The sequence below is a fragment of the Parafrankia sp. EAN1pec genome, assembly GCF_000018005.1.
Taxonomy (GTDB): domain Bacteria; phylum Actinomycetota; class Actinomycetes; order Frankiales; family Frankiaceae; genus Parafrankia; species Parafrankia soli.
The window spans coordinates 4140913-4155149 of record NC_009921.1; the positions used below are offsets into that span (position 1 = coordinate 4140913).

The following is a 14237-nucleotide window of genomic DNA, read 5'->3' on the forward strand; positions in this document are numbered from 1 at the left end:
TGAACTGCTCGTTTCAATGTGATGGGTCGGACGGTAGCATGCGTGCATGGGTGTGGGCGAGACCACCGGCGCGGCGGGAATCCCGACGGAACGGGGCCGGCTGGACAAGCGGCGCGCGATCGTGGAGGCCGCGCTGCGGGTCTTCGCCCGGCACGGGTACGCCGAGGCGACGATCGACCTGATCGCCACCGAGGCGGGGGTGGCGAAGCCGACGATCTACAACCACCTGGGGTCGAAAGAGAACCTGTTCCGGTACGTCATGACGACGACCGCGGCGCTGTCCAACGCGAAGGCGCTCGAGGTGCTCGAGAGCTTTCCCCAGGACGCGGGCGGGCTGCGCGGCGGGCTGGAGGACGTCGCGACACGGCTCGTCGACTGCTACTGCGACGAGCGGTCCGAGGCGGTGCGCCGGCTGCTCTACGCGGAGGCGCTGCGCTTCCCCGACCTCTACGACGCCGTGCGCGCCAGCGGCGCCGACCAGTTCGTGGAGGTGCTGGCCGGGCGGCTCGCCCGGCTCGCGCACGCGGGTCTGCTGCACATCGACGACCCGATGCGCGGGGCGAACCAGTTCATCTCGCTGGTCTACGAGGAGCTGCCGGCGCGCAGCATCCGGGGCGCCCGGCCGTTGCAGCCGCGCGAGGTCGACGAGGTCGTCCGCGCCGGGGTCGACACCTTCCTGCGCGCCTTCGGCGCCGCTCCGGCCGCGCCTGTCGCGCCCTCCGGGGGCGGGGCCCCCGGAGGCGCGGGCGACGCCCAGGCTCAGGCGGCGGAGCGCACCGCCGGGTCGGCGTAGCGCAGCCGGGCGAACTGCCGGGTCAGTGCCAGCCGGGTCGGGGCGTTGCCGCCGTGCATGCGCAGCACCGACAGCAGCGTCCACAGCCGGGTCTGGGCGAAGTGCGACGGCGCGCCGTGCACGTCGTCATGGGCGAGCAGCCGGATCCGCGGCACCAACCGGCGCAGCAGCCGCGCGTCGCCGGGCGGGATGATCTCGTCGCGCAGGCTGGTCACGTGCGCGACCGGAATCCGCAGCGCCGCCAGCTCGTCCTCCCGCAGCGCCCAGTCCCGCACGGTCGGGTAGACCTCGTCGGCGCTGGTCCGGGTCAGGTGCGCCAGGGTGTCGGTGGTGACCCGGGGCACCCGGCGCTGCCAGGCGGTGTCGGTGAAGAACTCCCGCACCGGGGCGCCGGCGCCCACCACCCCGGCGATCCGGTCGTCGTGCAGCGCGGCCCGCAGCGCCAGCTGACCGCTGAAGCTCAGCGCCAGCAGGTAGACGTCGGCGGTGCCGGCGGGCCGGCCGATCGCGTCGAGCAGGGCGGGGAACAGCGTCCAGCTGTCGGCCCGGTAGGGCAGCGTGTTCTCGCCGACGCCCGGCATCTCGGTGACCAGCCCGGCGAAGCCCAGCTCGGCCAGGCCCAGCAGCACCGGCGCCCACTGCTCCTTGGTCGACACGATGCCCCCGGTCATGACCAGCAGCGGCCGCGGCCCGGCGGGGTCCTCGGCGTCGCCGGCGTCGCGGGCGTCCAGGCCGGTCGTCCAGCAGCGCACCCGCCCCGCGGGCAGCTCGACGTCCAGGCCGCGCAGCGCCGGGTGCGCGGCGCTCCAGCGGGCGAACTCCCCGGTCGCCCGCTCGAGTGCTCGCGCCCGCGCCGGCCCGTCGACGAACGGGAACCGGGCCATCGTGTAGTGCACGCAGGCCTCCAGCGGCCGGCCCTCGGCGGCCAGGCCGTCGGCCAGCGCGCTCCACTCGAACGCCCACGAGCCCGGGACGCCGTCCTCGTCATGGTGGATGCGGGCCAGCAGCGGGTCGTAGTGCCCGGTGGGCAGCCCCTGCGACACCGCGTGTGCCACGACGAAGGTCTTCAGCTCGGCGAGATCGTTCACGTCTGCTCCAGATCGTCCCGTTCCAGGGCTTCCTTGACCTCGGTCAGCACGTCGGCGGCCTGGGCGCCGTCGATCGCCCGGTGGTCGAAGGAGAGGCTGAGTCGCAGCACCGGGGCCACGGCGAGCTCGCCGTCACGCACCACCGCCCGGGGCAGGACGCGCCCGACGCCGAAGGTCGTGGTCGTGCCGCCGACCGACTGGAAGGAGTCGACCGCCCGGTGGCCCAGCGACGTCACGGCGAAGGTGCCGGTCAGGTGCGGGCGCAGGGCCAGCGACCGGGCGGCCCGGCGGAACCGGAGCCGGCCCACCAGCCACGGCGCCGCGTGCAGCCGGCGGATCCCCTCGAAGTCGGGCAGCCGCTGCGGGTCGCCGTCGCGGACCCGCTCCAGGTGCGCCTGGATCTCCGCCAGGCCCACCTCGTGCAGGTTCGGCACCACGGTGCCGAGGACCACCCGCCGCCCGTCGAGGACCTTGTCCAGCGTCAGCTTGCCGTGGACGAACGGGTAGTGGGCGACCCGGGTCCGCAGTCCGCCGCGCAGCGCCGCGTTGGCGTCCGGGTGGCGGGCCAGCACGCGCCCGGCGGCCCGCAGCACGTAGGCGCTCGTCGCGTAGCGCACCCCGCTGCGCGCCCGCGCCGCGTCGCGGTGGGCGAGCACCCGGGTCATGTCCACCTCGGTGTCCAGGAACACCGGGGAGAACTCGCGCACCGTCGCCAGGAAGAACTGGGTGTGGCGGCGCTGCCGGGGCAGCGGCGCGGGCCCGGCGGCCACCAGCGCGGGCCCGCCGCCGGCGGCGCCGGTGCCGGACGCGGGAGGCGCCGCCGGGCCGCCGTCGGCAGCCGCGCGCGGGCCGGCGGGAGCCGTCGGCGTGCCCGCCGTCACGACCGCACCGCCAGCTGGTAGACGGCCTCCAGGCTGGGGGCCTCTAGGACCTCGGCCAGCGGGAGCGAGCGGCCGGTCTCCCGCTCCAGGATCGTGCACAGCGCCAGCAGCTGGACCGAGTCCCACGACTCCACGGAGTCGAGATCCCGGTCGAGGTCGTCGGCGGTGACGGGCAGGGCGAGCTCGTCGCGCAGCAGGGCGACGAAGTCCTCGACGGTTCTCACGGTCACGGTGCGTCCTCATCGAAGCGGGCGGTCAGGCGGACGTGCGGCGGCGGCTCGGGCAGGTCGCGAAGGTCGTGGCGGAAGCGGGCACCGGCGTCGTCCGCGCTCACCGCGGCGAAGCCGGCGCGCGGGTAGAAGTCGGCGACCTTGCCGTTCTTCGCGGTGCGGGTGTAGTCGGCGCGGACCTCGGCGGCGCCGGTCCGGTGGGCGTGGCGCAGCACCGCCGCCAGCAGCGCCTGCTCGATGCCGCGGGCGAACACCCGGCAGCTGAGCAGGAAGTCGTCGACGCGCAGCGTGGCGCCGTCCCGGCTGGTCACCACCACCCCGACCAGGCCGTTGTCGCCCAGCCGGTCGGCCCGGTGCAGCGCCCGCAGATCCGGCTCCGGCGCGTTCTCGGCCGGCGCGGTCTGGGCTGGTGCGGTCCGGGTCATCGGGATTCCCCTCCGCCGCCCTGCAGGGCGAAGCCGGCCTTGATCCACTTGCTGGACTCGATGGAGACGCCGACCGCCCGCTCACCCGCGCCGAGCTTGGCCAGCGCCCGCTCCAGCTGGAGGAAGACGATCGCGTTGCCGCAGTTGCCGGCCTCGTCGACGACGGTCACCTCACCGGCCCGGGGCAGCGCCAGCTTCTCGGTGATCAGCCTGGTCATACGCCCGGACAGCTGCGGCGGCAGCAGCAGGTCCACCTCGCCGGGGCTCCAGCCGGTGGCGGTGAGCAGCTCCTCGAGCACCTCGCCGGTCATCGCCGGCACGTGCTGCTCGATGGCCTTGTAGTCCTCGGTCGCGGCCGGGCGGGTGCTGTCGCGGTCGGTCGGCCCGAACCACTCCAGCGTCGCGCCGGGCGGACGGCCGAGCCCGACCAGCCGGGTGAACAGCGCCCGCACCACCGCCGAGCCGGGCCCCGGCTCGGTCGACAGCACGGCCGCGCCGGCCGCGTCCCCGAACAGCACGTAGTTGACGAGCTGCGCGGGCGGTAGCTTGCGCAGGTCGGCGGTGACGTCGTAGAACCGGGCGATCACGTCGCCGCCGAGGACCAGCACCCGCCGGCCGCTGCCGGCCAGCAGGATCTGGCGCGCCACATCCAGCGCCTGCACGGCACCGGAGCACCCGGACTGCAACTGGTAGGTCCGGACGTCGTTGATGCCCAGCCGGTCGGCGACGATGTTCACGGTGGCCGGCATGAGCTGGTCGGGGGTGGCGGTGCCGAGCACCACCGCGTCGATGTCGCCGGGCCCCAGCCCGGCCGCGGCCAGCGCCTGGCGGCCCGCCTGCTCGACGAGCTCGGCGAGGGTGCTGGTGAGCTGGCCGGATTCCAGGTCGAGGGCCAGGTGCCGGGCCCTGGTCCCGATGAACACCTCGATCCACTGCTGCCAGAGCGTGTCCATGCCGAACCGCTGGGCCAGGGTGGCGTTGTCCACCGCTGGCCCCGGCAGCGCGGAGCCGGCGGACAGGACGTGGATGTCGGGACCGGGCACGGTGTGCTCCTCTCCTGCGCGGCGGGCCTCAGTCGGACAGCAGGATGCGGGCCTCGGCGGAGGCCCGCACGCCCGTCATCCGCCAGGTGCGGAAACCGGTGAGGCCTGCGTAGCGCCCGCCCGTCCCGGTCGCGGGGTAGTGCACCCACTTGCTCGTCTTGACGTCGTTGAAGTCCGCCCAGCCCTCGGCGTGGATGGTGCCGTCGTCGAGGGTGATGTCCTCGGTGTAGTAGGTGATCAGGCCGCCGTCGCCGGGGCGCACGTACTCGATGCGGAACGAGCCGTGCGAGGTGCCGATCAGCTTGCCGTCCTCGTCGTACAGCTCGTCGTCGAAGACGCCGGTCTGGCCGATCTGCGGGTCGGCCAGGTCGACCACGTCGTCGACGACCTTGACGACGACCTCGTTCGGAACCCGGATCACGATCTGGTCAGCCACGGTGGGACGTCCTTTCGGGGTGGGGTTCGCCCGGCCCGCCGGGCCGGCGGGCGCGGTGGTGCGGTCGGTGCGGCGGTCGGCGGTGTGGCCGGCGCCGTGTTCGGTGATGCGTGGCAGCTGGTCGGGGGTCACCCCGGGGCCGGTCAGCGCGGCCAGCGCCGCCCGCGCGTGCGGGCCGTCCGCGGCGCCGGCGGTGGGCGGCGGGACGTCGGCGGGCGGGAAGAACAGCTCGGCGGTGAGCTCCGGCGGCGCGGTCAGCGCCGCCCAGAAGTCGTGCCGGCCGGGGAGGCCGGCGCCGAGCGGGTCGTTGTCCGCGAACGTGTAGGGGCCGTACTGCCGGCCGGTGGGGTCGGGCTGGGTGAACCGGCCCCAGTAGCCGTTGTAGAGGCGGTTGTCCAGGAAGTGCGCGCTGCGCAGCAGCTGGTAGGCGCCCCGGTAGCGGAACGGGTTGGTGGCGGCGTCCGGGCCGGTGGCGGTCACGGCGCCGTGCGGGGTGTAGCCGTAGCGGGCGGCCAGCCGTCCCTGCTCGTCGACGAGTGCCAGCACGGAGCCCTGGTGGTCGGTCACCGTCCACAGCAGCCGGCCCTCGGCGGTGATGACCGCGAGCACAGTGCCGTCGGGGAGGCGCACCACGTCGAGGGGCACGCCGTCGTCGACCACCCGGGCGACGCCCAGCGGGCCGTGCGTCAGGACGTGGGTGACGGTCCGCCCGTCGACCGTGGTCTCGGTGACCCGCCGGGGGGTCTGCTGACCGAGGCTGTCGTGGGCGATGTCGGCGACGACGGCGCCGCCGAAGACGCCGAGCACGGTCTGGTTGGTGTCGCTGTAGCGGAACGAACCGGTCGGGTTGACCTCCTCGACGAAGTTGCCGGCGCCGTCGTAGTCGAACTCGGTCGCGCCGAAGCGGGTGACCTCGCCGGCCGCGCCGATGGTGAACGCGGTCTCCCCGAGGCGGACGAGGTTGAGCGCCGCGTCGTAGGCGTAGCTGGTGGGCCCGGCCTGGACGAGCTGGCCGAGCGGGTCGTAGGCGTACTCGGTGACCTGCCCGTCCAGGACGAGCCGGCGCAGCCGGTCGCCGTCCGCGCCGGTCGGATCCCGGTAGTCGTACTCGGCGCTCAGCAGCGTCGCGCCGTCCGCGCCGAGCAGGGTCAGTGCCCGGCGCCGCCCCGCAGCGTCGTAGGAGATCTCCTGGACGACGCCGCCGAACTCGATCCGCAGCGCGCGCCCGGCGGCGTCGCGGGTGAAGCGGGCCTGGTGCCCGGTGGGGGTGCGCACCCCGGCCAGCCGGCCGGCGGGATCGTAGTCGTAGTCGGTGGTGCCGCCGGCGGTCGTCAGCGAGCGCAGCGCCCCGTCGGGACCGTGCTCCGCGCGCACCTCCTCCCGGCCGGTGTCGTCGGTGCGCACCACCGCGGCCAGCCGGCTGCCGGCCGACGTCGACACCCAGCTGTAGTCGTAGCGCCAGCCGGCGCCCGCGCGGCTCACGATCCGGCCCACCGGGTCGTGCGCCTGGGTGAGGAGCACCCCGCCGGGGCCGCTGACCTCGACGAGCCGGCCGACCGGGTCGTGGCGGTACGCCGTGCGCCGCCCGTTGCCGCCGGTCACGGCGACGACGCGGCCGAGCTCGTCGTAGTCGTACGAGGCGCGGCGCCGCGGCGCCGGCGGGCTGACCGCGACGAGCTCGCCCGCCGCGTCGTACTCGAAGGAGGTGCGATGGCCGGCACCGTTCGTGACGGCGCTGATCCGGCCGTGCACGGGGTCGTAGGCCCGCAGGTCGAGAGAGCCGGCGGTGCCCGCGGTGTCGGCGATGCCGGCTGTCCCTGCTGTGTCCGCGGTGCTGACGCGCACCACCCGGCCGGCGGGGTCGTGCTCGAGGATGACCTCGTTGCCCGCCGGGTCCCGCAGTGTGGTGACCAGGTCCGGATGCGCCGGGTCGCCGTAGCCGACCGACGAGCGGGCCGAGGTCGGCGCGACCCGGGCGACGAGGCGGCCGTGCGCGTCGTACTCGTAGGCGGTGCGCCCGCCCGTCCGGTCGACGACGGCGGCCAGGCGGCCCGCCGGATCCCACTCCTGACGGTGCACGCCGCCCAGCGGGTCGGTGACCGTCAGCAGCCGGCCGTGGCCGTCGAAGGTGTACGCGGTGGCGCGGCCGAGCGGGTCCGTCACCACGGTGCGGGTCCCCCCGGCCACCGGCCCGCCGGAGCCCGCCGGCCCGGACGGCTCGTCCTGGTAGGCGAAGCCGGTACGCCCGATGCCCTCCAGGACGACCTCGCTGACGGCCCCGGCGGCGGTGTAGGAGAGGCGGACGAGGGTGCCGGCCGCGTCGGTGAGCCCGGTCAGCCGGTGCTCGTCGTCCCAGCCGAAGGCGGTGACCGCGCCAGCGGCGTCGGTGTGCCGCACCGGCCTGCCGGCCGGGTCGTACTCGACCCCCGCGGAGTCGTCGGGCCCGGTGACCGACCAGCCCGGTCCCGGCCCGTCGTTCTCGCCGGTCCGCCGGCCGCGGTACTCGCGTGACGGCGGCCGGGCCACGCCGGCCCGCGGGGTGAGCCGGTTCCGCTGGCGCAGCACCGGCTCGCCGGTGCTGAGCTCGACCAGCAGGATCGTGGTGTCGCTGACCGGCAGCCGCCACACGGCGCCCGGATCGTGGTCGTCCTGGAAATCTGACACGGACGGTCCCCTCGTCGCTGTCTCGACGAGGTGAGAGTCGGCGGGCCGTCTAAAGGTTTTCTAATCCGGCGGCCGGACCAGCGCCCGGCGGGTACCGCCAATGCCGTCATCACGGATGGCGGGCCGGGCCGTCACGTCCTTGATCGCCCGCTATAGTGCGGTACTCCGCAGGCGGCGCGCCCGCGCCGCGGCGGGAATTCCCCCTGACGCCCCAGCCGGAGGAACGCGGCTGGAACGCCGCCGGGCGGCGTATCGGTTTACCTACGCAGTTTCACCGATGTGCGCACCGCGTTGCCGCGGGACAGTGAGGCCCTCCCCTTCCCGGACTCGTTTCCTGCTGCCTGCACGAGGTGTCAATGCGATACGAACTGCTCGGGCCCCTGCGCGTGTCGAACAGCCGGGAGAGCCACCTGTTGAGCGCGCCGAAGATGGAGACCACCCTGGCCGTGCTGCTCGTCGGCGCCGGCCGGATCACGACCAAGGACACTCTGGTCATGGAACTGTGGGGAGACCGGCCGCCCCGCCGGGCGGCGGCCGCCATCCACGTCTACATCTCCCAGCTGCGGAAGTTCCTCGCGGCCGCCGGCGCGGACCCCACCCGCACCATCGTCACCAAGCCCGCCGGCTACCTGCTGTGGCTGGACGGCGCCAGCTACGACGTCGTCGAGTTCCAGGAGGCGATGCGCGACGGGCGGGAGCACCACCTGGCCGGGCGGTGCGAGGAGGCGCTGGCCGCCGCCGAGCTCGCGCTGTCCCTGGTTCGCGGCCCGGTGCTGGAATCCGCCGTGGAGGGGCCGGTCCTGACCGCCTTCGCCGCCTGGGCCGAGGAGGAGCTCCTCGCCGCCCTGGAGCTGTCGGTTGAGGCCCGCACGGCGCTCGGCCGGCACCGGGAGGTGATCAGCCTGCTCGGCACGCTCATCGCCCAGCATCCGCTGCGGGAGTCGCTGTACTCGCAGCTGATGCTCGTCCTCTACCGCTCGGGCCGGCAGGCCGAGGCACTGGCGGTGTACCGCGACGCCCAGCGGGTGCTGCGGGCCGAGCTGGGGCTGGAGCCCTGCCGCTCACTGCGGCGGCTGCACCACGCCATCCTCACCTCCGACCGGCTGCTGGACCTGCCCACCGCGAGCTGACGTGGCGGCGGGTGCCGAGCCGTCCCGTGGTGTCACACGGTGTCACGCGCGGCGCGCGCCGTTGCGCGCCGCGCGCCGGTCAGCGGATCGGCGGCATCAGTCGGTCGGCGACATCAGTGGCCCGGGGGCACCAGCGGGACCGGGGACAGCAACCGGGCCAGCTCGACCCGCGAGCTCATGCCGAGCTTGTCGTAGATGTGGGAGAGGTGGGTGTCGACGGTGCGCGGGCTCACCCGCAGCCGGCTGGCGATGTCCCGGGTCCGCAGCCCCTGGCCGGCGAGCTGGGCGACCTCCTGCTCCCTGGTGGTGAGCTCGACCAGCGGGTCGGGGCCGGGGCGGTGGCGCCGTTGCTGAGCCGACCGCGCGAACGTCCGGGCCCGGCCGCCGGCGGGCGCGCCCGCCAGCAGGCCGGCCGCCTCGGCGTAGCACCGGTCGGCCTCCGGGCCGCGACCCAGCGCGTAGCCGCGGGCGAGCAGCGCGTGGCCCCGCTGCTCGGGCAGCCCGACCCGGGCGGCCTCCTCGGCCGCTCGGGCCGCCCACGGGCGTGGATCCTCCCCGGCCAGCAGCGCGGCGGCGGCCAGCACCTCGAAGATGCGGGCACCCAGCACCGGGATCGGCTCGGCGACCCGCCAGGTCTCCCGCTTCGACCCCAGCAGGGCCAGGGCGGCCGGTCCGTCGCCGGCGGCCAGCGCGGCCTCGGCGAACAGCAGCGCGGTCAGCGGCGTGCGGGGCGCGTCGGCGTGCACGCCCTCCGGCAGCTCCGGGCCGAACGTGGGGGAGCGCCCCAGCCCGGCCCAGGCGGCCGTGGCCACGGCCTGGGCCAGTGCCACCTGGTCGGCGCGACCGGCCCGCTGCGACACGCGCTGGGCCTCCCGGGTGACCTCGATCGCCTCGCTCCGGCGCCCCGACTGGTAGTGGATGTAGGCGAGGCTGTTGAGCAGGGCGGGCAGCAGGTGGCGCTCGCCGTGCTTGCGGGCGCCGCGCACCGCGCGGGTGATCCTGGCGTGCGCGCTGTCGTAGCGACCGAGCATCGCCTCCGTCCAGCCCAGGCACTGCAGGAAGTACAGCTCCGGGCCCGAGGGGTCCGGGCCGTTCACCGCCAGGGCGTCGAGCGCGGCGGCCGCCGCGTCCGCCTCCGCGCCCGCGGACCTGTTCCCGGTGGCGCCGCGGTCGGTGGTGAGCGCGGCGCACAGCGCCCGGACCGCGAGCCCGCCGGCCCGGGTCAGCGGGTCGCCGGCCGGCTCCGGCCCGGTCAGCGCGTCCACCTCGGCGCGGCTCGGTATGCCTCCGGAGACGATGCGGGCGAGCTGGGCGAACAGCTGCACGCGCCCCTCCTCGGCCGGCCCCCGGGCGTCGGCGAGCGCGATCGACAGCAGGGCGACGGCGTGGTCGTGGCAGCCCAGCGAGGCCGAGACCATCGCCAGGTGCGCCGCCGTGCCCACCCGGCCGGCCGGCCCGTACGCGGCCGGGGTGTTCAGGACCTCCTGGCCGAGGGCGCGCAGGCGCGCGACGGCGTCGGGGCGGGCGAGCAGGTCGATCACCGGGCGCCAGACCTCCGGGCCGACCGGCGGGAGCCCCGCACCGGCCGCACCGGCCGTCTCACCGGTGCTGCCGGTGCCGTTCGGGGTTTCCGGGGCGGCGCGGCGCAGCCGCAGGGCGGCGCTGAGCCAGTGGGCGGCCTCGGTGCCCTGCTCGCTCTGCACGGCCGCCCGGGTCGCGTCGAGCAGCACCGTCAGGTCCAGGGCATGGCTGTGCGATCCGGAGCGCTCGACATGCCGGGCGAGCACGGCCGGCGCGGCGAACGTCGACCGGAGGTGCTCGAGGGCGCGTCGGTGCGCCCCGGCCCGCCAGCAGGAGTCGGTCTCCCCGTAGACACAGCTGCCCAGCAGCGGGTGGCGGAAGACCAGCTCGCCGCCCGGCACCATGCGCACCAGGTCGCGGCCGCGCAGCTGGCCGAGCGCCTGGCAGGCCTCCTCCCGGTCGAGCTGCGCGACGGCCGCCACGGCGTCGACCGAGAAGGTGTCGCCGAGCACGGCCGCCGCGTGCGCGACCAGCCGCTGGCGGGCATCGAGATGCACGGTCTCGGCCAGCAGCCGGGCGCCGAGCGCGCTGCGCGTCCACAGGTCGGGCGGCTCGCCGGCCGGGTCGTGGCCACCCGCGCCGGTCGGGTCCGGGCCGGTCCGGTCCACTCCGTTCAGGCCGCGCTCCCGCTCGGCCAACGCCGTCAGGTAGAGCGGATTGCCGGCACTGCGCTCGTGCAGGTCGGCCAGCCCCGGCGCGGTGACCGCGAGCCCGAGAAGCTCGGCGCTCTGGCGCAGGCTGAGCGCCGGCAACGCCACCTGGTCCACCGCGCCCACCTCGACGCCCTGCTGCAGGGTGACCTGCAGCCAGGAGGACATCTGACGCCGGCGATGCGCCACCACGACCGACAGCGGCTGCCCCAGCGGCCAACGCGTCAGGATCTCGAGCAGCTCGACCGACGCCCGGTCGGCGAAGTGCACGTCGTCGAGCAGCAGCAGCAGCGGGTCGGGCGCCGCCGCCAGTGTCTCCTCCAGCAGCGACCGCAGCTCGGCGAAGAGCCGGCAGCGGCCGGTCTCGGTGTCGGCGAGCATGTCACCGGCGGTCGCCAGGGACTGGACGAACGCGGTGGCCTGCGGCAGCGGCCCGGCGCCGGTGGGCCGCCAGGTGCTGAAGGCGTCGATGAACGGGTGGAAGGGCCGGTGCCGGCGGGTCTCGAGCGACCTGCCCCGCAGCACGTCGACGCCACGCTTGCGGGCCTCGTCCGCCACGGCCGTCAGCAGCCGGGTCTTGCCGTAGCCGGGATCGCCGGTGAGCTCCACGATCGCCGGGCCACCGCCGTCCGCGCCCTCGAGCACGTTCAGGATCCGGCCGTGCTCCGCTGTTCGGACGGTGCCGCGCGCACCCGTCGCAGTGAGCTCGGCGGTGGTCATCGCGGCTGTGGTCATGCCCTGTGACTCTCCTTCTCGACGCGGTTCCGGACATTCTTCGACGGACGACGGCGCTGTGGTGGCCGGGGCACGAATCATGCATGCCCGTGGTGATCGCCCGGTCGGTGGGACGTGCCCGCGCCGGCCGCCGTGCGATGTCACGGCATCGTCGTAGCCGCCCCAGGCTTTTCCGGGGCGGCTGGTCTGCTTCATCTGCGGGCAGGCGCGGATCTCGAGGACGCGGGCGGCCGGGGGGCCGCGTTGATACCGTCCCGATCTCTTCTTCGGTTTTGCGTCACGGGGGCCCACACCGGCTGTCAGCGCGGTGTGAGAAGGAAGTAGTCGGCGGGTGCGGCTGTATTCCGATGCCGGGGATGCCGATGCTCAGACGCGACCGTGGGGGCCGTATCCCGTGGAGCCGGGGTCGGGTCTCCGTCGTCCGTGCTGGGTGCTACGGACCGTTCAGCCGTTGGTACAGGCGGCGGAGTTAACGCGCAGGAAGTCGATGTGACTTCGGGTCACCAGCACGGCCGAGCGATACACATTGCGTATTTGACCATTTAGCTCCGGTCTCGTCAATGTGGATCTTCGTCCTGTCGTTCTCGTGTTCGGATCCCCCTTTCGGTGCCTGACCGGCCGTTATGGAGATCGGACCAGGGCTTGGCGCGGTGGATGTGACGCAGCACCCATATCGGCGCCGCGGCGCGCGCTTCGACGGGCGCGGGTCCGCTCCGTGGGCTGTCGAGCGGACGGCTGGCGGGACGAAATGGGCGTCCCATGATAAACCGGGCGTTCAGTGCGAACCCTTCGCGTTTGGTCGCTGCCGCTGACGCACCGGACAGGCCTGGTCATCCGCCCCGGCCGGAAAACCAGCAATTCACCGGCATCCGGGTGTCGGACCGCGTCACGCGGGGAGTGCCGGCGTACTTCGCTTTCCGGAACAGCGGGTCGGCATCGTCGAGCGCGGGCCGTCCGGTAACTCTTCAGCGACCGGTGATCAGGTGAGCAGCTTTTTCTTCTGCACCTTGCCCATCTGGTTGCGCGGCAGTTCGGTGGCGAACCGGATCTCGCGCGGGCGCTTGTGCGGGGCCAGCGCGGTCGCGACATGGTCGATCAACGTCGTGGCGTCGATCGGCTCGTGCGTGATGACAACCGCCACGATGCGCTGGCCGAGATCGTCGTCGGGCACGCCGACGACCGCGGCCTCGGCGACGGACGGATGGGCCAGCAGCGCGTTCTCGACCTCACCGGCTCCGATCTTGTACCCACCCGACTTGATGAGGTCGGTGCTCTGCCGTCCGACGATGCGCAGCTGCCCGTCCGGCTCGAAGAGGCCGAGGTCTCCGGTGGAGAACCAGCCGTCGGGTGTCAGCGCCGCGGCGGTGGCGGCCGGGTTGCCCAGGTAGCCGGTGAAGACGTTCGGGCCGCGCACCTCCACCGGTCCGAACTCGTCGTCGCCGGTGACGCCGGTGACCCGGACCTCGACGCCGCCCAGCGGCGCACCCACCAGGCCCGGACGGCGGTCGCCGTCGGCCCGCGCGGCGGTGTTGATGAGGGTCTCGGTGAGCCCGTAACGTTCGGCGACCCGCTGGCCGGCGCGTGCGGCGAACCGGTCGAACACCGGCACGGGCAGCGCCGCCGAACCCGACACGAGCAGCCGGGCGGACGCGAACGCCTCGGGCTCGGGCACCCGGGACCACATGGTCGGCACGGCGAAGTACAACGTCGCGCCCGGCACCGGCGCGAACCGCGCCACATGGTGCAGCGCGGACCCGATCCGCAGCGGGCCCAGCGTCCCGAGCACCAGCCCGTGCACGTGGAACAGCGGCAGCGCGTGCCCGAGCACATCGTCCGGCGACCAGGCCCACGCGTTGGCCAGCGCGTCGATGTTGGACGCGACCGCGCGGCGCGGAATCACCGCGCCCTTCGGGGGCCCGGTGGTCCCGGAGGTGTAGATGACCAGCGCGGGTGCGTCGTCATCGGCCGGCTCGCTCGGCAGCGCGCCGCGCTGCATGAGATCCACGTCGTCGAGCAGCAGGTCGGGGTCGCTGTCGGCCAGGACGTACGCCCGCTCGGCGTCGCCGGCCTGCGGGTTGATCGTGACCACGGTGACGCCGGCCTCCACCGCCCCGGCGATCGCGACCACGGTCTGCAACGTCGGAGTGGCCACCACCGCGATCCGGCGCAGCCCCCGTAGCCGCTCGGCGACGGCGCCCACCGCGCCGGCCAGATCATCGCCCGCGAGCGCGGCGTCCGACATCCGGACCACGGCCCGGCCTTGACGCAATGCAGTCAGCACCCTCGCATTGTCGGGCCCGCCACCCGGTTCGGTCGACGGAACAGTCGAGTCCCGGCTTGCTGGCTCGCTGCAGTGGCTTGCCTCTGGATACGAAGGTGGCACCCCGCAACGCCCCACGGCGCCGGGCGTGCCATTGGCCATCCCTGCCGCCGTCTTGACACCTGATATATCAAAGTGTCAGAGTTGAACTGGAAGGACGTCATCCGCCCGGCACGCCACGCCCTTTACCGGGTGTCTTCGGTGGGGCGGTGGCCGCAGGCGCATCACTGACCGAGAGGTGGACCAGGATGGGCCGGCGGC

General features: G+C 74.5%; 10 protein-coding genes. 2 read left to right on the top strand and 8 right to left on the bottom strand.

All coding sequences use genetic code 11. The features are described 5' to 3' along the window. The first annotated feature begins 46 nt into the window (after nt 1–46). Nucleotides 47–793 carry a TetR/AcrR family transcriptional regulator gene (locus FRANEAN1_RS16835; RefSeq protein ID WP_020461023.1) on the top strand — a complete coding sequence of 249 codons (747 nt, stop codon included), beginning with the start codon at nt 47–49 and terminating at the stop codon, nt 791–793. Here the strand turns inward: FRANEAN1_RS16835 and FRANEAN1_RS16840 are convergent. Genes FRANEAN1_RS16840 through FRANEAN1_RS37835 form a run of 6 tightly spaced genes read right to left on the bottom strand, consistent with a single transcriptional unit; the run spans nt 760 to nt 7560 of the window. After that, nucleotides 760–1881 (bottom strand): alpha/beta fold hydrolase, encoded by a 1122-nt coding sequence (locus FRANEAN1_RS16840; protein ID WP_020461024.1) that lies wholly within the window; start codon nt 1879–1881, stop codon nt 760–762. The genes FRANEAN1_RS16835 and FRANEAN1_RS16840 overlap by 34 nt on opposite strands. After that, nucleotides 1878–2762: a 2-oxo acid dehydrogenase subunit E2 gene (locus FRANEAN1_RS16845; RefSeq protein ID WP_020461025.1), complete on the bottom strand. Its 885-nt coding sequence runs from the start codon at nt 2760–2762 to the stop codon at nt 1878–1880. Before FRANEAN1_RS16845 ends, FRANEAN1_RS16840 begins: the two co-directional genes overlap by 4 nt. Next, the gene (locus FRANEAN1_RS16850) at nt 2759–2986 is read right to left on the bottom strand and encodes an acyl carrier protein (RefSeq protein ID WP_026240409.1); all 228 of its coding nucleotides are present in this window, start codon (nt 2984–2986) and stop codon (nt 2759–2761) included. The genes FRANEAN1_RS16845 and FRANEAN1_RS16850 overlap by 4 nt, the downstream gene beginning before the upstream one ends. Nucleotides 2987–2988: 2 nt before the next feature. Next, nucleotides 2989–3417: a hypothetical protein gene (locus tag FRANEAN1_RS16855; RefSeq protein WP_020461026.1), complete on the bottom strand. Its 429-nt coding sequence runs from the start codon at nt 3415–3417 to the stop codon at nt 2989–2991. Beyond that, a complete protein-coding gene (locus FRANEAN1_RS16860; RefSeq protein WP_020461027.1) occupies nt 3414–4460 on the bottom strand; it encodes a 3-oxoacyl-ACP synthase III family protein in 1047 nt (348 codons plus the stop codon). The genes FRANEAN1_RS16855 and FRANEAN1_RS16860 overlap by 4 nt, the downstream gene beginning before the upstream one ends. A 28-nt stretch (nt 4461–4488) precedes the next feature. Beyond that, nucleotides 4489–7560 carry an RHS repeat protein gene (locus FRANEAN1_RS37835; RefSeq protein WP_020461028.1) on the bottom strand — a complete coding sequence of 1024 codons (3072 nt, stop codon included), beginning with the start codon at nt 7558–7560 and terminating at the stop codon, nt 4489–4491. Between the two features lie 356 nt (nt 7561–7916). On the opposite strand from FRANEAN1_RS37835, the gene FRANEAN1_RS16875 reads away from it, so the two are divergent. Continuing rightward, nucleotides 7917–8690 (top strand): AfsR/SARP family transcriptional regulator, encoded by a 774-nt coding sequence (locus tag FRANEAN1_RS16875; protein WP_020461029.1) that lies wholly within the window; start codon nt 7917–7919, stop codon nt 8688–8690. A gap of 113 nt (nt 8691–8803) precedes the next feature. On the opposite strand, the gene FRANEAN1_RS16880 is transcribed toward FRANEAN1_RS16875, so the two are convergent. Both FRANEAN1_RS16880 and FRANEAN1_RS16885 read right to left on the bottom strand, forming a co-directional pair. Continuing rightward, complete coding sequence (locus FRANEAN1_RS16880; protein ID WP_020461030.1) at nt 8804–11656, bottom strand: LuxR family transcriptional regulator; 2853 nt, start codon at nt 11654–11656, stop codon at nt 8804–8806. Nucleotides 11657–12635: 979 nt separating this feature from the next. Beyond that, entirely contained in the window at nt 12636–13907 is a 1272-nt protein-coding gene (locus FRANEAN1_RS16885; RefSeq protein WP_157472674.1) for an AMP-binding protein, read from the bottom strand. Between the last annotated feature and the right edge of the window lie 330 nt (nt 13908–14237).

Excerpts from the sequence above, each read along its gene's own strand:
- FRANEAN1_RS16880 (WP_020461030.1), bottom strand. The coding sequence starts at position 11,656 with ATGACCACAGCCGCGATGACCACCGCCGAGCTCACTGCGACGGGTGCG.
- FRANEAN1_RS16875 (WP_020461029.1), top strand. The coding sequence starts at position 7,917 with ATGCGATACGAACTGCTCGGGCCCCTGCGCGTGTCGAACAGCCGGGAG.
- FRANEAN1_RS16835 (WP_020461023.1), top strand. The coding sequence starts at position 47 with ATGGGTGTGGGCGAGACCACCGGCGCGGCGGGAATCCCGACGGAACGG.
- FRANEAN1_RS16855 (WP_020461026.1), bottom strand. The coding sequence starts at position 3,417 with ATGACCCGGACCGCACCAGCCCAGACCGCGCCGGCCGAGAACGCGCCG.